Consider the following 24,081-nt stretch of genomic DNA (forward strand, 5'->3'; position numbering starts at 1 on the left):
GCCCCTCCGTTGTTCCGGCCCTTCAGGTGTTCTCGCGGTCGCGTTCGCACACGAAGATCGTCGTCCCGGGGATGAGGTTGCCGCGCAGGGGAGACCAGCCGCCCCACTCGGCCGTGTTCCAGGAGGGCCACTCCGGCTCGACCAGGTCCACCAGGCGCAGGTCCGCCGCCACGATGTCCCGGACGCGGTCACCGATCGTCCGGTGGTGCTCCACATAGACCGCGCTGCCGTCGTCGGCCTGCTCGACGTACGGCGTGCGGTCGAAGTACGAGGCGGAGACCGTCAGGCCTTCGGGGCCCGGCTCGTCGGGGAACGCCCAGCGGAACGGGTGGGTGGTCGAGAAGACGAACCGGCCACCGGGCCGCAGCACCCGGCGCACCTCGCGCAGCACCAGCACCGGGTCGGCGACGAACGGCAGCGCCCCGTACGCCGAGCAGGCCAGGTCGAAGGAGGCGTCCGCGAAGGGCAGCGCGCCGGCGTCGGCGCACACCAGGGGGAACGATCCGCCGATCCGCAGCGCGTGCTGGAGCTGGCGGTGGGAGAGGTCCAGGGCGACCGGGCGGGCACCCTGGGCGGTCAGCCAGCGCGAGCACTGGGCCGCGCCGGCGCCGATCTCCAGGACGTCCTTGCCCTTCAGCTCCTCGGGCGGGCCGAGGAGTTCGGCCTCCACCTCGTCGAGACCCTCGGGGCCCCACACGAAGCGGTCGTCGCCGAGAAACGTGCCGTGCTCGACCTGGTAGTCGTCCGCGTTCCGGTCCCACCAGCCCCGGTTGGCCCGGGAACTCTCGGTGACGTCGGCGTCACGTCGGGTGGCTTCCGGCTCGAACGCATCGGGCTCTTGGATGATCGGCTCCCTCGTCGTACTCTTCCGTCACCTCTACGGTGCGGCTGTCCCCGGTGGCGTCACTGAAGGGGTGGTTCAGGCCTGCGTGGCCTCGCGGGACACGTTTTGTGCCGGGTATGCGGCGATCCGCCCCGGGTGTGCGCCTTCGCGCATTGACCCTGCCTGGCTGCCCCCGTATGCTACAAGTTGCGCTACGGGCCTGCGCACCTCAGACGTAGCAGGTTGCGCTCGCATCTGTATGTACGACCCCTCGGTTTTCGAGGCGCCACCGGACACCTGGTGTTCCGGATCGGCGCTTCCTTGGCTGTCCGGCCGTCTGCGGAGCGAAGCGAAAACGGCTCTCGGCGTGAGCAGTACCTACGACTTCAATGTCCGTACCGGAGCCCTTTCCCACATGACGAGCAGCACCGAGACCACCGCCACCACCCCGCAGGTTGCGGTCAACGACATCGGTGACGAGGAAGCATTCCTCGCCGCTATCGATGAGACGATCAAGTACTTCAACGATGGTGACATCGTCGATGGCGTCATCGTCAAGGTTGACCGGGACGAGGTTCTCCTCGACATCGGTTACAAGACCGAAGGTGTCATCCCGAGCCGCGAGCTCTCGATCAAGCACGACGTCGACCCGAACGAGGTCGTCAAGGTCGGCGACGAGATCGAAGCCCTTGTTCTCCAGAAGGAGGACAAGGAAGGCCGCCTGATCCTCTCGAAGAAGCGCGCGCAGTACGAGCGTGCGTGGGGCACCATCGAGAAGATCAAGGAAGAGGACGGCATCGTCACCGGTACCGTCATCGAGGTCGTCAAGGGTGGTCTCATCCTCGACATCGGCCTCCGTGGCTTCCTGCCGGCTTCTCTCGTCGAGATGCGCCGTGTCCGCGACCTCCAGCCCTACGTGGGCAAGGAGCTCGAAGCCAAGATCATCGAGCTGGACAAGAACCGCAACAACGTGGTCCTGTCCCGCCGTGCCTGGCTGGAGCAGACCCAGTCCGAGGTGCGCCAGACGTTCCTCACGACCCTCCAGAAGGGTCAGGTCCGCTCCGGTGTGGTCTCCTCGATCGTCAACTTCGGTGCCTTCGTGGACCTGGGTGGCGTCGACGGTCTGGTCCACGTCTCCGAGCTGTCCTGGAAGCACATCGACCACCCCTCCGAGGTTGTCGAGGTCGGCCAGGAAGTCACCGTCGAGGTCCTCGACGTCGACATGGACCGCGAGCGCGTCTCCCTGTCGCTGAAGGCGACCCAGGAAGACCCGTGGCAGCAGTTCGCCCGCACCCACCAGATCGGCCAGGTCGTGCCCGGCAAGGTCACGAAGCTGGTTCCGTTCGGTGCGTTCGTCCGCGTGGACGAGGGCATCGAGGGTCTGGTGCACATCTCCGAGCTGGCCGAGCGCCACGTGGAGATCCCGGAGCAGGTCGTCCAGGTCAACGACGAGATCTTCGTCAAGGTCATCGACATCGACCTTGAGCGCCGTCGCATCAGCCTCTCGCTGAAGCAGGCCAACGAGGCCTTCGGTGCCGACCCGGCCACGGTCGACTTCGACCCGACGCTGTACGGCATGGCCGCGTCGTACGACGACCAGGGCAACTACATCTACCCCGAGGGCTTCGACCCCGAGACCAACGACTGGCTCGAAGGTTTCGAATCCCAGCGCGAGGTGTGGGAGACCCAGTACGCCGAGGCGCAGCAGCGCTTCGAGCAGCACCAGGCGCAGGTCATCAAGTCCCGCGAGGCCGACGCCCAGGCGGCGGCCGAGGGCGTCGACACGGCGGGTGCGGCTCCGGCCGCGGCCGGTGGTGGCGGCGGTGGCGGTTCGTACTCCTCCGAGGGTGCGGACACCTCCGGTGCGCTGGCGTCGGACGAGGCGCTCGCTGCCCTGCGTGAGAAGCTGGCCGGCGGCCAGAGCTGATCACTGAGCAGTAGCTCTTGAACTGAGGGGCCGTACCTTTCGGGGTGCGGTCCCTCAGTCGTGTGCGCGGCCGATCGTGATGCGACTGCGGGCCGGTGGGGGCTGAGCGCCCACGCGGCGGAGCCGCACATCGATACAGCCCCGCGCCCCTGCCAGGGTTTCCCTCGACTTTGTGGAAACGTGCGGGATACATCAGTAACTGCCTTGGCGTAACGGGTCGTTGGGACGCTTCCTCGGTCATTCGTGATCGGAGAGGGGAGCCGGACCTTGGCAGGGAACCAGAGCCGACGTGCTTTTCTACGGAACGTGGGTCTCACCGGCGGCGCGGGCACGATGTTCGCCACCATGGGGGCCCTCGGGCTCGCCCCCACCGCGCAGGCCGCCCAGCGGGAACAGCCCTTCCGCGCCCTGAGCGCCGGCGACTTCCATCTCACCGGACGCGGCGCGGCCAAGGTCGTCATCGTCGGCGGTGGCATCGCCGGACTGACCACGGCGTACGAACTGGGCAAGGCCGGCTACGACTGTACGATCCTGGAGGCCAGGGACCGTACCGGCGGCCGCAACTTCACCGTCCGCGGCGGCGACACCACGACCGACCTCCACGGCAACCGGCAGACCGCCCGTTTCGCCGACGGCCACTACATGAACTGCGGCCCCGCGCGGATCCCGCAGTGGATGGTCACCCTCGACTACTGCCGTGAACTCGGCGTCCCCATCGAGGTGTTCACCAACGTCAACGCGGACGCGTACATCTACAACGAGTCCACCGGCATGACCGGGCCCCAGCGCTACCGCACCGCCAAGGCCGATGTCTACGGCCATGTCTCGGAGTTGCTCGCCAAGGCCACCGACAAGGGCGCCCTGGACAGGGAGTTGACCGCCACCGACCAGGAGAAGCTCGTCGAGTTCCTCAAGGGGTGGGGAGAACTCGGGGACAAACTGACCTATGAAGGCGGTGACTTCCGCGGCTACTCGACCATTCCGGCCGCCGCGGGCACTCCTGGTGTGCTGCTCGGGGACGTGCCCTCCGCCTCCGAGGTCTTCGCCAGCGGTGTCGGCCGCTACTTCTCCTTCGAATTCGGCTTCGACCAGGCCATGTTGATGTTCCAGCCGGTCGGCGGCATGGACCGGATACCGAAGGCCCTCACCCGGGTGATCGGCGCGCATCGCATCCGTACCGGAGCGGTCGTCTCGAAAATCACCGACAAGGGGAGTGGTGTTTCGGTCACCTACACCCAGGGCGGCCGTACGAAGGTCGTCCAGGCCGACTACTGCGTCGGCGCCCTGCCGCCCAACATCCTCGCCAAGATCCCGCACAACCTCGGCACCGGCGTCCAGACCGCACTGGAGGCGATCACCCCGTCGTCCGCAGCGAAGATCGGCCTGGAGTACAAGTCCCGTTGGTGGGAACTGGATCACCGGATCTACGGCGGTATCACCGAGACCGACCAGGACGTCACCCACATCTGGCACCCTTCTTACGGCTTCCACGGTGAGCGAGGGGTTCTGATCGGGTACTACAACTACGACGACAACGCGGACTCCTACGCGAAGCTCACCCCCAAGGGGCGGGAAGAGCGTGCGGTGGCCGCGGGCGTGAAGATCTACGGGGAGAAGTACCGCAGCGAACTGGCATCGTCCTTCTCCCATCACTGGCGTCAGACGCCCCACCTGGAGGCCGCATGGCACGACACCCCGGGTGGCCCCGACGACGTCCGCTACAAGCCGCTCAACGACCCCACCGGACGCGTCTACTTCGCCGGCGACTGGCTCAGCTACACCGACGCCTGGCAGCACGGCGCGTTCTCCTCCGCCCGCAAGGCCGTGACCGCACTCCACGCGCGCGTGCTGTCCTCGTGACGTGGACAGCCTCCCGGTGACACAGGGGAGCGGCGCGTGAAAAGCCCGTAAGAGGTGCCTGATCAGGGGCATGGGCGGGAATGCCCATGCCCTGGAGGGCGTTGTGCAGTACGAACACGAGGAGGAGCGGTCACTGTGCTTGATCCGCAGGGTTTGTACGCATGGGAGCCGAAGGGCCTGGCAGTCGTCGACATGGCGCTCGCACAGGAGTCGGCCGGTCTTGTCATGCTCTACCACTTCGACGGATACATCGACGCGGGCGAGACAGGCGACCAGATCGTCGAACGTCTGCTCGATACGTTGCCCCACCAGCTCGTGGCCAGCTTCGACCACGACCGGCTCGTCGACTACCGGGCCCGCCGCCCGCTGCTCACCTTCAAGCGGGACCGCTGGACCGACTACGAAGAGCCCACCTTGGACGTACGACTCGTCCAGGACGCCACCGGAGCTCCCTTCCTGCTCCTCTCCGGGCCCGAGCCGGACGTGGAGTGGGAGCGCTTCGCCGCGGCCGTCCAGCAGATCGTGGAGCGGCTCGGCGTCCGGCTGTCCGTGAACTTCCACGGCATCCCCATGGGCGTCCCGCACACCCGCCCCGTGGGCGTCACCCCGCACGGCAACCGCAACGACCTCGTCCCCGGCCACCGCAGCCCCTTCGACGAGGCGCAGGTCCCCGGCAGCGCCGAGGCGCTCGTCGAGTACCGCCTCATGGAGTCCGGTCACGACGTCCTGGGTGTCGCCGCGCACGTCCCGCACTACATCGCACGGTCCCCGTACCCGGACGCGGCCCTGACCGTCCTGGAGGCCATCACGGCCGGCACCGGACTGGTCCTCCCGGGCATCGCGCACTCCCTGCGCACCGAGGCCCACCGCACCCAGACCGAGATCGACCGCCAGATCCAGGAGGGCGACGAGGAACTCGTGGCGCTCGTCCAGGGCCTGGAGCACCAGTACGACGCCGCCGCGGGCGCCGAGAGCCGCGGCAACATGCTCGCCGAGCCGGTCGAGATCCCGTCGGCGGACGAGATCGGGCAGGAGTTCGAGCGCTTCCTGGCGGAGCGCGAGGGCGACAACTAGGGCCTGTCTGCGGGACGGGTCCTGGGTGGTCGCCGACGATCACCGGGTGACTGCCGGTCGCCGTGTGCCCTGTCAGTGACAGGCCGTAGGCTTCGGTTCATGCTGAAGGTCGGCCTCACCGGGGGCATCGGTGCCGGTAAGAGTGAAGTGTCGCGGCTGCTCGTGGGGTACGGCGCCGTGCTGATCGACGCCGACCGCATCGCGCGCGAGGTCGTCGCGCCCGGAACTCCCGGGCTCGCGGCGGTCGTCGAGGCCTTCGGAGAGGACGTGCTCGGCGTGGACGGCGGCCTGGACCGGCCGAAGCTGGGCTCCATCGTCTTCGCCGACCCCGAGAAGCTGGCCGTCCTCAACGAGATCGTCCACCCCCTGGTCGGCAGGCGCTCCCGCGAGCTCGAAACCGCCGCGGCCGACGACTCCGTAGTGATCCACGACGTCCCCCTCCTCGCCGAGAACGCCCTCGCCGCGCTGTACGACCTGGTGATCGTCGTCGACGCGAGCCCCGAGACCCAGCTCGACCGGCTGGTCCGGCTGCGGGGGATGACCGAGGACGACGCACGCGCGCGTATGGCCGCCCAGGCGACGCGCGAGAAGCGGCTCGCCATCGCGGACATCGTCATCGACAACGACGTACCCCTGGAGGCACTGGAGCGGCGCGTACGGGACGTATGGGCCGAACTCGTACGCAGGGCGCACGCGCCCCAGCAGCCACCCCAGGAATAGCGGCCCTTTCTGCGGGCGTTGAAACGTCCGAGTGAGGGAAGGACTTCGCCGTGCCCGAGAACAGCGGAACGACCGGACGTACTCCGGAGACGCATGTCATCGACTTCCGTGCCGCCGAGCAGTTGCTCGACGCGCGGGACCCGCGGGGCGCGGTGAAGCTGCTCGACCGCGTCATCGACGCGCACCCGGAGAACACGGCCGCGCGTCTGCTGCGCGCGCGTGCCTTCTTCGCGGCCGCGCAACTGCGGCCGGCCGAGCTGGAGTTCACCATCGTCCTGGAGCGCGAGCCGGACAACGCCTTCGCGCACTTCGCGCTCGCCCGCACCTACGAGCGACAGGGCCGCGCCGACCAGGCCAAGCGCCATTTCCGGCTGGCCGCCGCGCTCGATCCGCAACCGGAGTACCTGAAGGCGGCCCGGTTCGAGGAGTAGGGGCATCGCGGTAGATCGCGCCCCGGTAGGTCACGGGTGGCGGTGTTCCGGCGGCCGGTACGGCGGGACGTCCGGGCCCGGCTGGTAGTGCGGGCCCTGGCGCATGTGTCTGAGGATCATGGCCATGTCGATCGTGACGATCAGCCACAGCGCCGCGCAGGCCGCCGCCCACCCGGGGCGGCCGGCGAGCGCGAAGGCGACCGTGCCGAAGATCGTCCAGACCAGCCCCCAGACGCTCAGCCAGAACCGCGTCCGGAGCGGACTGCGCGCTGTCGTCGGCTCACTGCCTGTACGCATCAGGATCACTACTCCTCCTAGCAACGTACTCTTCGGCTCGGACGTTCTCCACAAGGCTCCACAGGGAGGGGAAGCGCACCGTGCTGCCGGACGCCGACGAACTGCCCGAGGTCCTGCTCGACCTCGCCGTACCCCATGAGGACATCAACGAACTGGTGCGACTGCGCCGGGTGTTGACGCGGGACACCGACGCGACACGGCTCCTGGAGGAGTGCGTCGGCGAGCTGGTGAAGGACATCGGAGAGCACGGCCACTGGACCAGGCTCACTGAGCTGCTCCTGGCCCGGCTGCCCGAGGCCCCGCCCGAGATCGGCGCCTACTTCCCCGTGTACGTGTTCGTCGCCGCGCTGCCCTACACGCGCGCGTACCACCGCGAACGCGACATCCCCGCCGACGTGTCCCGGCGCACCCTCGCCGACCTGGGACGCAACATCGCGGTGCACCACAGACGGTTCGGCGGGGCAGGGCTGCCGTTCCCGCAGTGGCTCGTCCCGCACTTCCGCGGCGAGCTGTACCAGCTGGGGCGGCTGCAGTTCGAGCGGGCGCGGCTCGGCGAGCGCAGTGGGCAGGCGCTCACGGAGGCAGGCCTGGACGTGACGCCGGGGACGCCCTGCCTGAACCTGCACATCCCCGACTTCTCCGGGCCGCTCACCCCGGCCGCGTGCGAGCGCTCGCTGGAACTGGCCCGCGCGTTCTTCGCCCGGCACTACCCCGAGGAGCGTCACGAGGTCGCGACCTGCCATTCCTGGCTGCTCGACCCGCAGTTGAAGCGGTACCTCTCCGCCGACTCCAACATCGTCCGCTTCCAGGAACGGTTCCGAATGATCCGCGAGGACACGGAGCCGGCCGACACCGAGCCCGTCCAGTTCGTCTTCGGGCATCCCGATCTGGCGGTGGAGAGCCTGCCGCGGGGTACGTCCGTGGAGCGGGCCGTCGGGGACCATCTGCGGGCGGGCGGGCACTGGTACCTCGGGCACGGATGGTTTCCGCTCTGAATTCCGGTTTGGCTCCGACCCCCAACAGTTGCCTCTCTGAAGGGAATTGACTCGTACGGGTGAACCAGTGCGAGTCGGGAACGGACGTGCGGACGCGGGCCGTTGGACGGGCATGCGAATCGAAATGCGTGAGGGGTACGAGGGGACAGGACCCGGGGCGATCACCCCGGACGGCTGCGCGGTGGAGTTCTACTCACGGCTGCCGATCGGTCAGGAGCCGGACATCATCGCCGCGGCCGTGCCGGCGGGAGCGCGCATCCTGGAGCTGGGCAGCGGGGTGGGGCGGATGACCCGTCCCCTCCTGGAGCGCGGGTTCACGGTCACCGCGGTCGACGAGTCCGCCGAGATGCTGGAGCGGGTGCAGGGGGCACGCACGATATGCGCCCAGATCGAGAACCTCGATCTGGGTGAGACCTTCGACGTGGTGCTGCTCGCGTCGTTCCTCGTGCACGCCGGGGATGTCGAGGTACGGCGCGGACTGCTGCGGACCTGTGTGCGTCATGTCGCGGCGGGCGGCAGCGTGTTGATCCAGCGGGAAGGCGAGGACTTCCACACGAATGTGCCGCGTGAGCGGGTCGATCCCAGTGGCTTCACGGCCCGGGTCGTGTCGGCGGACCCGGTTGGGGACGGGGTGAACTCGGTTCATGTGGAGTACGTGTTCCCGGACCTGGTCTGGACCCAGACGATCCTCTCCCGGCCGCTGGACTCGGCCCAGTTCGAGGAGGCGCTCGCGGAGGCGGGACTGAAGGTGGACAGCTATCTGACACCGGACCGGATGTGGGTGAGGGCGGTGGCGGCGACGGGGTCGGAGGCGGAGGCGAAGTCGGTGACAGAGGCGGCGGCTGCGGATTAGCGGAGAAAATCGCGTGCGGCGGCGATGAGTTCGAGGGCGAGGGGCGGTCTACCCCTATGACAGCAACACGGACCGCTTGCCAGCGCTCCACCGCTTCCCACAGGAGAACCTCATGTCCGAGACCACCGCTTCCGTAGCCTCCGCCGCTTCCGCCAACTCCCTGGCCCCCGCGTCCTCGACGTCCTCGGAGACCTCGGCGGCTTCGACGAAGTCCCGCAGCGTCGTCGCCGAGTCCGCGACCACCCGCGGTCGCCGGGCCCGGATCGCGCTGCGCGCCCTCCAGGTGCTGCTCGCCCTGTTCTACGGCCTCGCGAGTGCGCTGCCCAAGCTGATCGCGAACTCGGCGGCCGTGGAGTCCTTCGACAAGATCGGCTGGGGGAGCGGGGCGATGTACACCATCGGCGCGCTCGAACTGGCCGGTGCGGTAGGGCTGTTGGTCCCGCTGCTGCAGTCGGTGGCGGCGACGGCGCTCAGTGCGCTGATGGTGGGCGCGTTCGTCGTGCAGATGACCGCGTTCCACGGTGAGAACGCGGCGACACCGTTGATCCTCATCATCCCGCTGGCTCTGATCGCCTGGGCACGGCGGGGGCAGAACGCGGAGTTGCTGCGAGTGGTGCGACGACGGGCGTGATCCGTGCGGTACGGCTACGGCTAACGGCCACAGCTACGGCTGTGGCCGTGGCTATTGCTGAGCACGGGTGACGGTGGCGTCCGGTGGGCCGAGGGGCCCGGGCCGGATGTCATCGTTGCGTGTCGTGGTGGGTGTCGCGGTCCCGGGGGCTATCGGGAGCGGCGGTGGGGCTGGGGCCGGTTGTCACCGCTGCGGGTCGCGTCGGGTACCGCGGCGTGCGTCGCGGCGGGTGTCCCGGTCCCGGTGGGGATCGGGAGCGGCGGCGGGGTCGAGGCCGGCGCCGGGGGTGCCGCGCAGGCGTTCCATGTCGCGGCGGTCGCGTTTGGTGGGGCGGCCGGTGCCGCGGTCGCGGATGCCGGCCGGGGCGACGGCCTCGCGGGGCGGGGGCGGCGGGGAGTTGTCCACGTAGCACTGGGCGGCGACCGGAGGGCCGACCCGCTTGCGGATGACCTGCTTCACGATGACGACACGCTCGCGGCCCTCGTGACGGAGCCGCACCTCGTCGCCGACGTGGACGGAGTGGGCGGGCTTCACCCGCTCACCGTTGACCCGGACATGGCCGCCCTTGCAGGCGGCGGCGCCCATGGAACGGGTCTTCACCAGGCGGACGGACCAGATCCAGCTGTCGACGCGGACGCCCGCACCGTTGGCGGGACCGGCGGCCTTGGCCGCGGCCACGGCGTCGCTGTGCAGCTCGGCCGCGGGGCTCTGGGGCGCGTCGGTGTTCCGGCTCACCGTGGTCGCGCCGGTTCCGTTGTCGCCGTCGGTCTCGTCCGCACCTTCGGAAGCCATGCCTCGACTTTAGTACCCCGAGAAGGACGGCTCCGGCGGGTATCGGCCGCCGACCTGAACACGGAGGCTCGTTGTTACGCCGGGCCTGCCGGCTCTGACCTCGGCCCTGGCTCCGGCGCGTGGCCACGGCAGCGGCAGCGGTAACGGCAGGGATTCCGGCGTGTGGCCACGGACAGGCTGTTCCCCACGATCAGCTCCCCCCCGACACACAGCGCCGCCAGGCTGCCGAGGCTCCCTGATCCCCACTCCCCGTCCAACCTCCCGTGAAGCCCCCCGGTCGCGCCCCCGCCCGGCACCCCCCTGGCCCACCCCGGATGCACCCCCACCCCGTACCGCAGAGGCTGTTTCCCAAGGTCGCAGAGGTCACAGAGACCGCAGTGGGCGTAGAGACGAGGGGGCGGACGTGCACGACATGGCAGCGAAGGTCGACGCGCTGATGGCCGAGGTGGAGTTGCGGAACACGGTCGTCGCGATGTGCGCGTTCGTCGAGCGATACGCGACCGACTTCCGGAGCCGGAGCCGGAGCCGGAGTCAGGGTGGGGCGGCGGCCGTATGAGTACCACCGACGACCTGCGGACCACCGAACAGCCGCCGCACAAACCGAAGTTCACCTTCCCCAGCGCGCTGACCGTCCTCGCGGTCGTCACGATCGCCGTGTGGCTGCTGGCGTTTCTCATTCCGTCCGGGCAGTACGACCGCAACGCCTCGGGCGCCCCGATCCAAGGCACTTACCACCGTGTCGACTCCGGGCAGAGCTTCGCCGACCGCCTCGACGACCTGTTCCTCGCGCCCGTCAACGGCCTCTACGGCGTCCAGGACGAGAAGACGGGTCAGGTCGGACCCGATCTGGCCGGTGAACTGTACGGCAGCGCGGGCGTGTTCCTGTTCGTGCTCGCCATCGGGGCGTTCATCACCGTGGTGTTCGCGACCGGCGCCCTCGACCGGGGTATCGGCCGGCTCGCCCACCGGCTGCGCGAGCGCGGCGCGTTGCTCATCGCCGGGATCATGGTGGTCTTCTCGATCCTCGGCACGGTCGAGGGCTTCGCCGAGGAGACCCTCGGTTTCTACGGCCTGATCGTGCCGCTGATGCTGGCACTCGGCTACGACCGGATGGTCGCCGTCGGCACGATCATCCTCGGCGCCGGGATCGGCGTGCTCTGCTCGACGGTGAACCCCTTCGCGACCGGCGTCGCTTCCTCCGCCGCGGACATCTCGCTCGGCGACGGCATCGTGCTGCGGTTCGTGATGTGGGTGGTGCTGACGGCGGTGACGGTGGCGTACGTCATCCGCTACGCGCGCCGCGTGCGGCAAAACCCTGAGCGGTCGATCACCGGGTTCCTGCCCGGCGACCGGGACAACAACCAGGAGGCCACCGCCGACTCCGGTTCCGCCTCCGCAGAGGAACCCCAACTCACAGGGCTCCACAAGGCGGTTCTGGTCACCATGGGCCTGGTCTTCGCCTTCATGATCTTCTCGGTGGTGCCCTGGGCGAGCGCGCTCACCGGCGACGCGGACGCGAAACCGTACGGCTTTGAACTCGGCTGGTCCTTCCCGCAGTTGGCGGCGCTGTTCCTGTGCGCGGCGGTGCTGATCGGGCTGGTGGCGCGGATGGGGGAGCAGAAGCTCAGCTCGATGATCATCCAGGGTGCCGCCGACTTCATCTCGCCGGCGCTGGTGATCGTGCTGGCGCGCGGGGTCACCGTGATCATGAACAACTCGAAGATCACGGACACGGTCCTGCACTCCATCGAGGGCATCGTGAAGGGCACCTCGTCCGGCGTCTTCGCGATCATCGTCTTCGTCGTGAACCTGCCGCTCGCCTTTCTGATCCCGTCCACCTCCGGCCACGCGACCCTCGCCATGCCGATCCTCGCCCCGCTAGCCGACTTCGCCGGCGTCTCCCGCGCGGTCGTCGTCACCGCCTGGCAGGCCGCCAGCGGCTGGATGAACCTGTGGGTGCCGACGACCGCCGTCACCATCGGCGGGGTGGCGCTGGCGAAGGTCGGCTACGACAAGTACTTGCGGTTCGTATGGCCGTTGCTGGCGCTGCTGTTCCTGATGATCTGCGGGTTCGTGGCGTTCGGTGCGATGCTCACCTGAGCCGTCGGGATCCTCACCGGAACTGTCGCGAGCCGCACCTGAGCCCGAACGGAGAGGGACGCATACGGTGGCGGCATGAACCTGTCCGACCTCGACCACCGGATCACCGGCTGCCGGGCCTGCCCCCGCCTGGTCGCCTGGCGCGAGGAGGTCGCCCGCACCAAACGCGCCGCCTTCGCCGACTGGACGTACTGGGGCCGCCCGGTACCCGGCTTCGGTCCCGCCGACGCGTCGCTCCTGATCATCGGCCTCGCCCCGGCCGCGCACGGCGCCAACCGCACCGGCCGCATGTTCACCGGCGACCGTTCCGGGGACGTCCTGTACGAGGCCCTGTACGACATCGGGCTCGCCTCGCAGCCGACTGCCGTGAGCGCCGACGACGGCCTGGAGCTGTCCGGCGTGCGCATCACCTCACCGGTGCGCTGCGCCCCGCCCGCCAACAAGCCCACCCCGGAAGAACGCGACACCTGCCGTTCCTGGCTCGTCGAGGAACTCACCCTGCTGCGGCCGACGTTGAGGGCCGTCGTCGTCCTCGGCGCCTTCGGCTGGCAGGCGGCGCTGCCCGCGTTCGCGGCGGCGGGGTGGCAAGTCCCGCGCCCACGGCCCGCGTTCGGGCACGGAACACAGGTCTCCCTCGACGGCCTCGACCTCTTCGGCTGCTTCCACGTCAGTCAGCGCAACACCTTCACCGGCAAACTCACCCCCGCGATGCTGCGGGACGTCCTGCGCACGGCGGCCGCGGCGGCGGGGCTGCCGACCACGCCGTAACGAGTCGGAGTCGCGGGCACCGTAACGAGGTTAGGGTCGAAGGATGGGCCTGTATCCGGAGATCGAACCGTACGACCACGGCATGCTCGACGTCGGCGACGGCAACCACGTCTACTGGGAGACCTGCGGAAACCCGGACGGCAAGCCCGCCGTCGTGCTGCACGGTGGCCCGGGGTCGGGCTGTTCCCCTTACTCCCGGCGGTACTTCGACCCCGCCGCCTATCGGATCGTGCTGCTCGACCAGCGCGGGTGCGGACGTTCCACGCCGCACGCGAGCGCGTACGACACCGACATGAGCGTGAACACGACGGCCCACCTCATCGCCGATCTGGAGCTGCTGCGGCGGGAGTTGGGGATCGAACGGTGGCTGGTGTGGGGCGCGTCGTGGGGGTCGGTGCTCGGGCTGCGGTACGCGCAGACGCATCCGGGTGTGGTGTCGGAGCTGGTGCTGACCTGCGTCGCCACCGGGTCGGATCCCGAAGTGGCCTTGCTGACCAGGGGACTTGGGAAGCTCTTCCCCGAGGCGTTCGAGGCGTTCGTCTCCGAACTCCCCGTCGCGGAACGGGAAGGGAACCTCGCCGCCGCCTACAACCGGCTCATCGAGTCGCCCGACCGGGCGGTGCGGGAGCGGGCCGCCCGCGCCTGGACGGACTGGGAGACCGCGATCGTCCCCGCCCCGCCGCGCTCCGAAAAGCGGTACGAGGACCCGGAGTTCAGGATGTGCTTCGCCCGGACCGTCACGCGCTACTTCGGCAGCGACCACTTCCTGGGAGAGGGAAACGAGGAGGGAGTCGTACTGCGGGACGCGCCCCTCCTCAAGGACATCCCAGGCACCCTCGTCCAGGGCAGCCTCGACCTCGGGAATCTCCTCGGTGTCGCCTGGCGACTCCATCACGCCTGGCCCGGCAGCGAGTTGGTGGTCGTGGAGGAGGCCGGGCACAACGCGAGCGCGCCGGGTGTCGCGGAGGCGCTGGTGGCGGCGACGGACAAGTACGCCCGCCGTCAGCGCCGTTGATCCCCTTGGCCTTGTCACTCAGCCGACTCGCGCAGCCGCCACCGGTTGTGCCGTCACGCTGTAAGTCTCTTTGCTCTGCGCGGAGTTGACGCTCCACCGGTATCGCGAGAGCTGGCCCGTGGTGTCGGAGGAGTAGAACATCACGTGGCCGATGCCGACGACCTGGAGGTTCTCGCCGGGTCGGTGAGGAGGCCCCGAGTGAGCGTCGCTGTCGAGCCCCGTCTGCCGACCGTGTTCGCTCCCTCTGCCTACGGCTGCGCGTCGTCCTCGAACAGGTGCCGGACCGTGGAACGGTAGTTGGTCCGCACGTGGGCCAGTGCGTGCGCGCGGGCGCGGTCCGGGTCGCCGGATGCGATCGCCTCGTACAACTCGCGGTGTTCCAGGAGGAGTTGGGGCCACTCCTCGTTCCGTCGGGTCATCCAGCGCAGTCGGCCGGCGACCGGCTCCAGGGCGGCGGTGAGCAGCGTGTTGCCCGCGATCGCCACGATGCTGTCGTGCAGGCGGCTGTTGATGTCCGTGATCACCTCGGCGTCCCCCGCCTCGGTCGCGGCGGCCGCACGGTCGAGGAGGTCCCGCACCTCGGCCAGTTCCTCCGGTGTAGCGCGGGACGCGGCGAGCCCGGCGGCGTAGACCTCCAGGGCCTCGCGCAGTTCGAAGAGTTCCCGCACGTCGTTCGGGGTGAGACGGCGGACGACCGTGCGACGCGGGGTCTCGAAGTGGACGAACCCCTCGGCGACCAGCGCGCGGATCGCCTCGCGGACCGGCACCCGGGAGATGCCGAAGCGCTCGGCCAGCTCGCGCTCCACCAGCCGGTCACCGGGACGGAGGCGACCGGCGATGATGTCCTGCCGCAGGGTGGCCAGGACGCGCTCGCGCACCGCTCCGAGGGGTTCGATCTTCGCTGTCGTGGAGCTCATGGGGCCATCTTCGCCGACTCCGAGGGTCTTTTACGGAGCGTTAACAACGGAGACATCGGTCGGAACTGTTGACGGGAGGACCATGACGGCAGTTTGGTATACCAAACGACACCGGAAGCCGTCCTGCCCGCCCCTCCCGTCCCCTCGCCCTGGAGGCCCCGTGTCCCTCGCCGACCGTGCCGAAGTCACCGGCACACCAGCGTTCGTCCCCGACCCACGGCTCACCAACGAAGACCTCGCTCCCGCCGACAAGCGCAACTGGAAGGTCTTCGACCTCTTCGCCATGTGGATGTCGGACGTCCACAACCTCGGCAACTACACGTTCGCCGCGGGCCTGTTGGTCCTCGGTATGAACGTCTGGCAGGTCTTCACCGCCCTGCTCGTCGGCTTCGTGCTCATCTACGTCGGCATGAACTGGATGGGGAGGATCGGGCAGGCGCACGGCGTCCCGTTCCCGGTCGTCAGCCGCATCAGCTTCGGCGTGTGGGGCGCGAACATCCCGGCGCTCATCCGGGCCGTGATCGCCATCATGTGGTACGGCATCCAGACCTACCTCGCCTCCGTCGCCGTCAACGTGATGCTGCTGGCCGCGTGGCCGGGCCTGGAGTCCTGGACTCACCACTCCTTCCTGGGACTTGACGCCCTGGGCTGGGTCTCCTTCGTGTCCCTCTGGCTGATCCAGGCGGTGATCATCAGTCAGGGCATGGAATCCGTACGGAAGTTCCAGGACTTCTGCGGCCCCGCGATCTGGCTGGTGATGATCGCGCTGGCAATCTGGGTACTGGCGAAGGCCGGTTGGTCGATCTCCCTCACCTCGACCCCGCACCCGGTCTCGTTCGGCGAGCAGTGGCGGCAGTGGTTCGGCGCGATCGGCCTGATCCTCGCCACCTACGGCACGCTGATGCTCAACTTCTGCGACTTCTCCCGCTTCGCACCGGACTACAAGACCGTCCGCCGTGGCAACTTCTGGGGCCTGCCCATCAACTCCACGGCGTTCGTGGTCGTTTCGGTGATCGTCACGGCCGGCTCGCTGGAGGTCTGGGGCCAAGCCATCACGGATCCGGCCGAGTTGGTGGCCAAGGTCGGCAACACCTGGGTGATGGTGCTGGGCGCGCTGACGTTCGCCGTCGCCACCATGGGCGTCAACATCGTCGCCAACTTCGTCTCACCGGCGTACGACCTGGCCAACGTCTGGCCGCAGAAGATCACCTTCAGGATCGGCGGCATGATCAGCACGGTCGCCGCGCTGGTCGTGACCCCGTGGAACCTCTTCTCCAACCCCACGGTCGTCAACTACTTCCTCGGCGGCCTCGGCGCCTTCCTGGGCCCGCTGTTCGGCGTGATCATGGTCGACTACTACTGGGTGAAGCGCGGCCGGGTCGATATGCGGGCGTTGTTCGACGCGACTCCCGGCTCCCGCTACTACTACCGGGGCGGCGTCAACCCCAAGGCCCTCGCGGCGTTCCTGCCCGCGGCGGCGGTCGCGGCGGTGCTCGCGCTGGTGAAGACGTTCAGCGACGTGGCCCCGTACTCGTGGTTCATCGGTACGGCGCTGGGCGCGGGCCTGTACCTACTGATCTGCCGCACCGATCGAGCCGCCGCCGAGCCCGCTCCCGAGCCCCTGGAGGTCTGACCAGCGTGCGCATCGTCGTCACCAACTGCAACACCACGCAGGCGATGACCGAGGAGATCGTACGAGGTGCCCGGGCCGCAGCAGGCCCGGGCACCACCGTGACCGGCCTGACCCCGGAGTGGGGCCCCGAGTCGGCGGAGGGCTGGCTGGACAGCTACCTCTCGGCGGCGGCCGTCATGGACCTCCTCCGGACATACGAGGGCCCTGCCTACGACGCCGTCGTCATGGCCGGCTTCGGGGAGCACGGGCGGGAAGGTGTCCGGGAGTTGGTGGACGTACCGGTCGTCGACATCACCGAGGCGGCCGCCCACCTGGCCTGTCTGCTCGGCCGACGCTACGGCGTCGTCACCACGCTCGAACGCTCCTGCGGGCAGATCGAGGACAGCCTGGAGTTGGCGGGGGTCGGCCGGAACTGCGCGGGGGTGGTGGGGACGGGGCTGAGCGTCCTCGATCTGAGCGGCGACGAGGCCCGCACGGAGGCGGCGTTTCTCGCGGCGGCGGAACGGGTGTGTGCGGCTGGGGCGGAGGTGTTGGTGCTGGGGTGTGCCGGGATGACGGGGTTGCAGCGGGTGGTGGGGGAGAAGTTGGGGTTGCCTGTGGTGGATGGGGTGGGAGCGGGGGTGAAGCTGGCCGAGTCGTTGGTGGGGTTGGGGTTGAGGACGAGTCGGGTGGGGAGTTTTGGTCGGCCGGTGGTGAAGAGGAGGGGGTGGGGGCGCTGAGGGGGCTGGGTTGAGTTCGGAGTGCGGGTGTGTGTGTGTGTGTGGGGGGGCAGGGTTTCTGAGGGCGCGGTTGGTCGGGCTGTTGGGTTGAGTTCAGAGTGCGGGTGCGTGGGGGGTGCTCGCGCAGTTCCCCGCGCCCCTTGAAAGCGCCTCGGCTGGTCCGGCCTTCAGGCGCGCGGGTCGACCGGGGGTGCGGGGCAGAGTCCCTGAAGGGCCCGCGGGTGATCGCGGGTGCGGGGGCAACGCCGTTGAAGGGGAGCGGGTTTGGTCGCGCGTGCGAGGGCAACGCCCTAAAGGGGCGCGAGGTGGTGGCTCTTAGGGGCGCGGGGCTGTATCGATACGCGGCTCCGCCGCACGGGTGCGACCAGCCGCGACGGCGCAGCACCCGCGCGACGACAGATCCCGGCACCCCCTATCGCGCCGCAATCCCCGCCCCGCCGCACCGCACCCCTCGTCGCACCGCACCCCTCGTCGCACCGCACCCCCGCCACGCTGCACTCTCGCCGCACCCCACCCCCCGTCGGGGTGATCTTCCCCCGCCCTGCCAAGTCACGCACCGGACCAACCCCGAGCGCCCCGCACACTCCGGGAGGAACAAGCCGCCGCCCAGTCACCCCGCGCGGCAGAACGGAGCCACCTTGCCCACCCCGGTACGCCGAGCCCTCCTCGCCACCCTCCTCGCAGGACTCTGCTGCGCCGGGGCGACCCGTGACGTACCGGAACCGTTCTGGACCGCCCCCGACTCCCGAGCCGCACAACAGGCGGCCACATGGCGCGCGGCCGGCCGAACAGCCGACGCCACGCTGATGGACCGCATCGCCGCCAGACCCGAAGCCGAGTGGCTCAACGGCCCCGACCCCGGCCCACTCGTCCGCGCCCGCACCACCGCCGCCGCCCAGGCCGGCCGCACCGCCGTACTCGTCGCGTACTACATCCCGAACCGGGACTGCGGCCAGTACTCCCAGGGCGGCGCCCCCACCGCAGCCGCCTACCGCACCTGGATCGACGAGTTCGCGACCGCCCTCGGCGACCGGGGCGCCTACGTGATCGTCGAACCGGACGCGGTCGCCCAGGTGGTCGCCGGCTGCACCCGGGTCACCGCGAGCGAACGCTACGCACTGCTCGCCTACGCCGTGGACCACCTCAAACGCCAATCGCACACGCACGTCTACGTCGACGCGGGCAACTCCAGCTGGATCCCGGAGGCTTGGAGACTGGTCGCCGCGCTCAAGGCGTCCGGGGTCGCTCAAGCCGACGGCGTAGCCCTGAACGTCTCCAACTACCAAACAAACCAGGCGAGTTCGACGTACGGCGACCAACTCTCCAAGGGCCTCGCCGGCAAGCACTACGTCATCGACACCAGCCGCAACGGCAACGGCCCCTACGCCGGCACCGACGCGTGGTGCAATCCCCCCGGCCGAGCCCTCGGCACCCCGCCGACCACCCGCACGGACAACCCCCTCCTCGACGCCTACCTGTGGATCAAACGCCCCGGCGAGTCCGACGGCACCTGCCGAGGCGGCCCGGCGGCAGGCCGGTGGTGGCCGTCGAACGCCCTCGAACTGGCCCGCAACGCCCGCCCCTGACCCATGACTTGGCGACTCGGTTAGGCGGTGCCCCGGCGGCTTACGGCTTGGGCTCCCACACGTACCGCACATCCGGCTCCTGCTCCTCGTTGCCGCTCCCGTCCGTGAACTCGACGGCGACGAAGCCGTGCCGCTCGTAGAACCGGTGGGCGGGTTTGTTCACCTGGAACGTCCACAGTTCCAGGCCCCCCGGACTCCGCTCCTTCGCCAGTTCGACGAACCGGTCCCCGAGCCCCCGCCCGCGCCAGTCCGGATCGAGATACAGCTGCGACAACTCATCCCCGTTGATCACCATCAGCCCCACGACCCCACCGCCGTCGTCTCCCGCATCGGCCACCCAGATCTCCCGCAACGGCACGACGACGTTCCGGAAGTGGTCCCGCACGTCGTCGGCGGACCGTGGACTGACGACAGTCGGCAGCGCGGCGGCGAACGAACGCAGCCACACATCGGCGGCGGGCCGCGCATCGGGAGCGGTGGCCCGCCGCAGCGTGACGACGACCTCGGAGTCGGGAATCACGACTGCGCCCCCTCTTCCTCTGCCGGCACTCCTTCCGGTACGACGGCTGTCGCCGTGATCTCCACGAGCTGCCCGGTGTACCCGAGACAGGCCACGCCGACGAGCGTGGACGAATGCGGCCCCGCACTGAGCCCGGACGCCTCGACCACCTCCCACACGGCGGACAACACCGAGGGCTCGCTACTCACGACGTACACGTCCGTCGCGACGACATGCCCCAAGTCGCTCCCGACCGACCGCAGTTGCTCCCCGAGATTCATCACCACCTGCTCGGCCTGCCGCACCGCGTCCCCCACCCCGACCACCTTGCCGTCGCCGTCGAGCGGCACCGCCCCGGCGAGAAAGGCGAGCTTCGTACCGGCTTCGACGACGGTCGCGTGGGAGTAGGTGGGCGGCGGGAAGAGCGTGGGGACGGTGACACGTTCGAGCACGGGGTCTCCCAGAAATCGGTCGATCGGTCACCGGCGGCCGGTAGTTGGCGGTCGGCGGTCGGCGCAGTGCGGGCGTCAGCCGATCACATGGACGAGGCGCCCGCATCCGATTTTCCGCCGGACAGTCGGCGTTCACACTCCTGCGCAAGGAGCGGGTACGCCTCGGTGATGGCCGCGTAGACCCGCCGCCAGAGCAACTCCTCCGCCGCGACCCGCCCCGCACCCCCGTACAGCCCGTTCAGCAACTTGTCGTAGCGGGCCAGCCGGTGCAGCAGATAGTCGACCTTCCACCGGTCGAGCACGACGACACCCTCTGGCGGCGGCACCAGCTGCTCGTACGCCCGCTCCCCGTCCCGTCGATCGCGGTGCTCGACCGCAAGCGCCGCCAACTTCTGCGGAGCCAACCGCGGTACGTCGATCGGCTCCGCCGCGATCCGCGCCAGCACCTCCCGCCGCCTGCGCCGAGCGGCGACCCGTGCCGCGGCCGACCTCCGCGCGGCAGCCGCCGAAACGGCCCGGAACTCCTCACTCCGCTCAGCGGTCTCGACCCGCTCGACGCAGTACAGCCGGATTCGCGGAGCTGCCCGGAAGTGCGGATTGACCCGCAACAGGTCAGGCTCACCCAGCAGTTGACGCACCATCCCGGCCGTCCATCCCCGCGTGCGCAACCCGGCGGCCGAGAGATGCGTACGAGTGGCATGCGCGACGCCTCCACCCTCCGCGTCCCGCCCCCGCCCCTGCTCCTGTCCCTGCCCACTCTCATTCGTCTCGTGCGCTGCCATCGACCGCTCCCCCGGGTGACTCTCAGTGACCACTCCAGTGAAGCGCGCACCACTGACAATCGGCCCGCCGCCGGGCGTTGGCTCGGCACCGCCGGGGGAGTGAGTGACGAACGAGAAGCGGTTTTTGGAGCGGCGTGCGGTTTCCGACGTGGGAGTGCTGTTCTCGGCGTTGCGTTCATAAAGAAAGCGGCTTTACGGCCAACCTTCACACCGCCGAAATGCGCACGGCCCGTTCCGCACAAGGTCGGGAACTACCGTGGACACCACGGCTACCGCCCCGGCCACCGTCGCCCGAAGGCACACCCCGCCCTCGTCAAGACAGGAGCCCTGTGTCCCGTCGTACCGACGCGTTCTCGCTTCCGCCCTGGCTCGCCCACACGCTCCGTGCCCAGCGCGGGCCGGTTCCCTGGAGTGCGGTCACGCGAGGGGCGCTGGCCGCCGGGCCGCTGCTGATGGTCGCCGTGCTCGTCGGGCGTACGTCCCTCGGGGTGCTGGCCGCGCTCGGGGCGATGCTCGCCGGGATCAACGACCGGCCCGGGAGCCGGCGGGCCTCCGTCAAGCGTCTCGGGGGCCCCGCGCTCGCCGGAGCCGCCGGGCTGCTGATCGGGACGTACGCCGGGGCGCATGTCGGGGCTGTCGTGCTGACGCTTCTCTTCACCGGGATCGGGCTGGTCGCCGGCGGGTTCAGCGCCATCGGGCCCGTCGCTTCCGGTGCCGGTACGCAATTGCTTGTCGCCTCCGCCATCGGCGCCGGGATGCCCCTGCCCGAACCGGGGTGGGAGCGCGCCCTCGCCTTTCTCGCCGGGGCCGCCTGGCTGGTCCTGCTGCGGCTGGCGCTGCCCACGCCCGGGGCCATCGCCGGTGACTACCGGTTCGACGGCGAGCGGCACGCCGTAGCCGCCGTGTACGACGCGATCGCCGCGCTGCTCGACGCCAGTGGTGGGGCGGAGGCGACGGGGCGGCGCGCCGCGCTGACCGCCGCGCTCGATCACGCGCAGGACGCGCTCGCCGGTCCGCGGCTGCGGCGGTACGCCAGTTCGGCGGCCGAGCGGCGGCTGCACGGGCAGTACGCCGCCGCCCTGCCGTTCGCCGAGGCCGCGACCGCGATCGCCTGGGCGGGGGAGGCGGTCTCGGCACGGGCGGGAGAAGGGCCGCGTCGGCTCGCCGCCGCCGTGCGTGACAACGCGGCCGCCGGGCCGCTGCCCGCGCCCAACCTCCCCCACGCTCGGCTTCGCTCGCGCGTGGGGACCCCCATCGCGCCCGCGTTGCGTGCCCTCGACGACGCGCTGCTGCAGGCCGCCGATGCCTTCGACCGGGCGGAGGGGAGCGAATCGAGTCTGCACACGCGTCGGCGTACGCCAACTGATCTGCTCCGTAAGGCCTTTGGGGCCGGTGGGCGGGAGTACGGCGTGCGGGTCGCGCTCTGTTTCGGGGCCAGTGTCGCCGTCGCTCAGGCGTTGCACCAGGCCCGCTGGTACGGGCAGCACGAGCACTGGTACTGGCTGCCCGCCACCGCCGTCTTCCTCGTCAAGCCCGACCTCGGGCCGCTCGCCTCGCGGGCGTTGAGCCGGGCGGCGGGGACCGTGTTGGGTGCGCTTCTCTTTGCCGGGTTCGCCGCCGTGCTGCCCCGGCCCGAAGGGCTTGTCGCGCTCGTGGCGCTCAGTGGCGCGCTCATTCCCGTCGCCACCCGGCACTTCGCCGCGCAGACCTCCGTCGTCACCGTTCTCGTGCTCTCCCTCGTGATGGTGGGCGGGGAGCCGCAGGCCTCCGCCGGCCGGATCGGGGAGACGCTGCTGGCCTGCGCGATCGTGCTGATCGTCGGGCATCTGCCGATGCCGGGGAAGCGCGGTGGGGGCGTACGCGCCCGGCTCGCCGCGGCGGGCGCCGCCGCGCACGCCTACCTCGTGCACGTCCTCAGCGAGTCCGACGACCGCGCCGAGCGCTGGACCCTCCGCCGCGAGGCCTACCGCACGCTCTCCGAGGCCCGCGGCGCCATCGCCGTCTCGGCCGCCGAACTCCCCGCCCTGGCCCGGCACACGGAGGGCACGGACGAGGTCGCGGCCGTCCTCGAACGGCTCGTGGACACGACCACCGCCTGCGCCGTCCATCTCGACGACGCGGGGCGGCTCACGCCCCACCACATCGAGCAACTCACCGAGCTGCTGGAGGAGTTCGAGCGGGGGCGGGGGCGGGTCGGGCTGCGCGCCATCGAACTGACCATCGCCGTCTAGGCACTTGGACCGGCCCCGTCAGTTCGTCCGCACCCACACCGGCGCGTGATCCGACCCCGGCGCCTCCCGCCGCTCCGCCGGATCCGGGCCCACGGACGGCAGTTGAGGCGCGCTCTCACCCGGCAGTCCCGTCCCCGCCGCCGTCACCCGGTGGACCAGGTGGTGGCTGAGCAGGATGTGGTCGATCAGCTCGCGGCGCCCGGAGTTGATCCGGGAGTAGCGCTGGTCGGCCGGGATGAGCGGGGCCACGTCCCACAGGCGGACCGCGTCGCCCTGGTCGGCCCGGTCGTAGCCCGGCGTGCCGATCTCCGAGCCCGGCGGGCCGAGCAGGATCTGGGTGGTCGCGGCCTGCACCTCGTCGTTCATGTCACCGAGCACCGCCACGTCCCGGGTACGGCCCTCACCGGCGAGCAGTTCGTCGGCCAGCGCGCGCAGGGTCGTCGCCTCGGCGGCCCGGCGGTAAAGGGCGTAGGCGCCGTAGCGGGCCCGCTCGCCCTCGTCGTGCGGGAAGAAACGGTCGCCGGGGTACGTCAGCAGCTTCGACTTGAGATGGGCGACGGCCACCGTCAGCGGGCCGGTCGCCGTCGTGACCTCCACCGCCAGGAAACCCCGGCCCGCGTTCGGTTCCTCGGCGCCCGAGTCGTCCGACTGCACCGGGCGCAGGTGGGCCGGGAACGTGTTCGTGTCGGCGACGACCCGCGGTTCCGTACGGCTGAGGAAGCCGACGCGGATGCCCCGGACGTCGGGATGCGCGGAGGTGGCGGTGTGCCACTCGCCGTCCAGCATTCCGGCGAGGTCGTCGAGCGCCGCCGGGTCGCCCACCTCCTGGACGCCGAGCAGCACCGGGTCCAGTTCCGTGATCACGGCGGCGAGGGAGGCGAGCTTCGTCTCGTAGGTGGACTTGTCCTTGGGGCCGGACGGGCCGCCGGGACGGAACAGGTTCTCCAGATTCCAGGTGCCGAGGAGCATGCGGGGC

At 70.1% G+C, this 24,081-nt stretch carries 24 protein-coding genes; 16 read left to right on the forward strand and 8 right to left on the reverse strand.

Annotation, left to right across the window (positions count from 1 at the left end; genetic code table 11):
* Nucleotides 1–22 precede the first annotated feature (22 nt).
* Nucleotides 23–847: a class I SAM-dependent methyltransferase gene (locus OG226_RS36075; RefSeq protein WP_328686535.1), complete on the reverse strand. Its 825-nt coding sequence runs from the start codon at nt 845–847 to the stop codon at nt 23–25.
* A gap of 391 nt (nt 848–1,238) precedes the next feature.
* Between OG226_RS36075 and rpsA the strand changes: the two genes are divergently transcribed.
* The 5 genes from rpsA to OG226_RS36100 all read left to right on the forward strand — a co-directional run bounded on the left by rpsA (nt 1,239) and on the right by OG226_RS36100 (nt 6,835).
* Nucleotides 1,239–2,750 carry a 30S ribosomal protein S1 gene (rpsA, locus tag OG226_RS36080; RefSeq protein WP_328683980.1) on the forward strand — a complete coding sequence of 504 codons (1,512 nt, stop codon included), beginning with the start codon at nt 1,239–1,241 and terminating at the stop codon, nt 2,748–2,750.
* Between the two features lie 333 nt (nt 2,751–3,083).
* On the forward strand, nt 3,084–4,610 hold the full coding sequence (locus tag OG226_RS36085) for a flavin monoamine oxidase family protein (protein ID WP_329353615.1): 1,527 nt from the start codon (nt 3,084–3,086) through the stop codon (nt 4,608–4,610).
* 135 nt (nt 4,611–4,745) lie between these two features.
* The gene (locus OG226_RS36090; RefSeq protein WP_328683981.1) at nt 4,746–5,684 is read left to right on the forward strand and encodes a PAC2 family protein; all 939 of its coding nucleotides are present in this window, start codon (nt 4,746–4,748) and stop codon (nt 5,682–5,684) included.
* 99 nt (nt 5,685–5,783) lie between these two features.
* Nucleotides 5,784–6,404 (forward strand): dephospho-CoA kinase, encoded by a 621-nt coding sequence (coaE, locus tag OG226_RS36095; RefSeq protein WP_329351185.1) that lies wholly within the window; start codon nt 5,784–5,786, stop codon nt 6,402–6,404.
* A 50-nt stretch (nt 6,405–6,454) separates the two neighbouring features.
* Nucleotides 6,455–6,835: a tetratricopeptide repeat protein gene (locus OG226_RS36100; RefSeq protein WP_328683983.1), complete on the forward strand. Its 381-nt coding sequence runs from the start codon at nt 6,455–6,457 to the stop codon at nt 6,833–6,835.
* A 30-nt stretch (nt 6,836–6,865) separates the two neighbouring features.
* On the opposite strand, the gene OG226_RS36105 is transcribed toward OG226_RS36100, so the two are convergent.
* Complete coding sequence (locus OG226_RS36105) at nt 6,866–7,132, reverse strand: DUF6343 family protein (protein WP_328683984.1); 267 nt, start codon at nt 7,130–7,132, stop codon at nt 6,866–6,868.
* An 80-nt stretch (nt 7,133–7,212) separates the two neighbouring features.
* Here OG226_RS36105 and OG226_RS36110 point away from each other — a divergent pair, with 80 nt between their 5' ends.
* From OG226_RS36110 to OG226_RS36120, 3 genes are all read left to right on the forward strand, one after another.
* Nucleotides 7,213–8,127 carry an acyltransferase domain-containing protein gene (locus tag OG226_RS36110; RefSeq protein ID WP_328683985.1) on the forward strand — a complete coding sequence of 305 codons (915 nt, stop codon included), beginning with the start codon at nt 7,213–7,215 and terminating at the stop codon, nt 8,125–8,127.
* A 112-nt stretch (nt 8,128–8,239) separates the two neighbouring features.
* Nucleotides 8,240–8,980 (forward strand): class I SAM-dependent methyltransferase, encoded by a 741-nt coding sequence (locus tag OG226_RS36115; RefSeq protein WP_329351186.1) that lies wholly within the window; start codon nt 8,240–8,242, stop codon nt 8,978–8,980.
* Nucleotides 8,981–9,092: 112 nt separating this feature from the next.
* A complete protein-coding gene (locus OG226_RS36120) occupies nt 9,093–9,611 on the forward strand; it encodes a DoxX family protein (protein ID WP_329351187.1) in 519 nt (172 codons plus the stop codon).
* 183 nt (nt 9,612–9,794) lie between these two features.
* Here the strand turns inward: OG226_RS36120 and OG226_RS36125 are convergent, their stop codons facing one another.
* Nucleotides 9,795–10,403, reverse strand: a complete 609-nt coding sequence (locus OG226_RS36125) for an RNA-binding S4 domain-containing protein (RefSeq protein WP_329351188.1) — start codon at nt 10,401–10,403, stop codon at nt 9,795–9,797.
* 403 nt (nt 10,404–10,806) lie between these two features.
* Between OG226_RS36125 and OG226_RS36130 the strand changes: the two genes are divergently transcribed.
* The 4 genes from OG226_RS36130 to pip all read left to right on the forward strand — a co-directional run bounded on the left by OG226_RS36130 (nt 10,807) and on the right by pip (nt 14,286).
* A complete protein-coding gene (locus OG226_RS36130) occupies nt 10,807–10,959 on the forward strand; it encodes a hypothetical protein (RefSeq protein ID WP_329351189.1) in 153 nt (50 codons plus the stop codon).
* Nucleotides 10,956–12,503, forward strand: coding sequence for a YfcC family protein (locus tag OG226_RS36135; RefSeq protein WP_328683990.1), 1,548 nt, complete (start codon nt 10,956–10,958; stop codon nt 12,501–12,503). The genes OG226_RS36130 and OG226_RS36135 overlap by 4 nt, the downstream gene beginning before the upstream one ends.
* A gap of 75 nt (nt 12,504–12,578) precedes the next feature.
* Entirely contained in the window at nt 12,579–13,271 is a 693-nt protein-coding gene (locus OG226_RS36140) for a uracil-DNA glycosylase (RefSeq protein WP_329351190.1), read from the forward strand.
* 43 nt (nt 13,272–13,314) lie between these two features.
* Nucleotides 13,315–14,286 (forward strand): prolyl aminopeptidase, encoded by a 972-nt coding sequence (gene pip, locus OG226_RS36145; protein ID WP_328683992.1) that lies wholly within the window; start codon nt 13,315–13,317, stop codon nt 14,284–14,286.
* Nucleotides 14,287–14,534: 248 nt separating this feature from the next.
* Here the strand turns inward: pip and OG226_RS36150 are convergent, their stop codons facing one another.
* Nucleotides 14,535–15,203 (reverse strand): GntR family transcriptional regulator, encoded by a 669-nt coding sequence (locus OG226_RS36150; RefSeq protein ID WP_328683993.1) that lies wholly within the window; start codon nt 15,201–15,203, stop codon nt 14,535–14,537.
* Between the two features lie 160 nt (nt 15,204–15,363).
* On the opposite strand from OG226_RS36150, the gene OG226_RS36155 reads away from it, so the two are divergent.
* From OG226_RS36155 to OG226_RS36165, 3 genes are all read left to right on the forward strand, one after another.
* Nucleotides 15,364–16,836 (forward strand): NCS1 family nucleobase:cation symporter-1, encoded by a 1,473-nt coding sequence (locus tag OG226_RS36155; RefSeq protein ID WP_328683994.1) that lies wholly within the window; start codon nt 15,364–15,366, stop codon nt 16,834–16,836.
* A gap of 5 nt (nt 16,837–16,841) precedes the next feature.
* Nucleotides 16,842–17,555 (forward strand): aspartate/glutamate racemase family protein, encoded by a 714-nt coding sequence (locus OG226_RS36160; RefSeq protein ID WP_329351191.1) that lies wholly within the window; start codon nt 16,842–16,844, stop codon nt 17,553–17,555.
* Nucleotides 17,556–18,193: 638 nt separating this feature from the next.
* Nucleotides 18,194–19,141: a glycoside hydrolase family 6 protein gene (locus OG226_RS36165; protein ID WP_328683996.1), complete on the forward strand. Its 948-nt coding sequence runs from the start codon at nt 18,194–18,196 to the stop codon at nt 19,139–19,141.
* 40 nt (nt 19,142–19,181) lie between these two features.
* On the opposite strand, the gene OG226_RS36170 is transcribed toward OG226_RS36165, so the two are convergent.
* From OG226_RS36170 to OG226_RS36180, 3 genes are all read right to left on the reverse strand, one after another.
* The gene (locus tag OG226_RS36170) at nt 19,182–19,661 is read right to left on the reverse strand and encodes a GNAT family N-acetyltransferase (RefSeq protein WP_328683997.1); all 480 of its coding nucleotides are present in this window, start codon (nt 19,659–19,661) and stop codon (nt 19,182–19,184) included.
* On the reverse strand, nt 19,658–20,092 hold the full coding sequence (locus tag OG226_RS36175; protein ID WP_329351192.1) for a RidA family protein: 435 nt from the start codon (nt 20,090–20,092) through the stop codon (nt 19,658–19,660). Before OG226_RS36175 ends, OG226_RS36170 begins: the two co-directional genes overlap by 4 nt.
* Before the next feature lie 83 nt (nt 20,093–20,175).
* A complete protein-coding gene (locus OG226_RS36180) occupies nt 20,176–20,874 on the reverse strand; it encodes a hypothetical protein (RefSeq protein WP_329351193.1) in 699 nt (232 codons plus the stop codon).
* A gap of 329 nt (nt 20,875–21,203) precedes the next feature.
* On the opposite strand from OG226_RS36180, the gene OG226_RS36185 reads away from it, so the two are divergent.
* Complete coding sequence (locus OG226_RS36185; RefSeq protein WP_329351194.1) at nt 21,204–23,105, forward strand: FUSC family protein; 1,902 nt, start codon at nt 21,204–21,206, stop codon at nt 23,103–23,105.
* A gap of 18 nt (nt 23,106–23,123) precedes the next feature.
* On the opposite strand, the gene OG226_RS36190 is transcribed toward OG226_RS36185, so the two are convergent.
* Entirely contained in the window at nt 23,124–24,074 is a 951-nt protein-coding gene (locus OG226_RS36190) for an endonuclease/exonuclease/phosphatase family protein (RefSeq protein WP_328684001.1), read from the reverse strand.
* Nucleotides 24,075–24,081: the final 7 nt, after the last annotated feature.

The organism is Streptomyces sp. NBC_01261, assembly GCF_036226385.1.
In the GTDB taxonomy this organism is placed as follows: Bacteria; Actinomycetota; Actinomycetes; order Streptomycetales; family Streptomycetaceae; genus Streptomyces.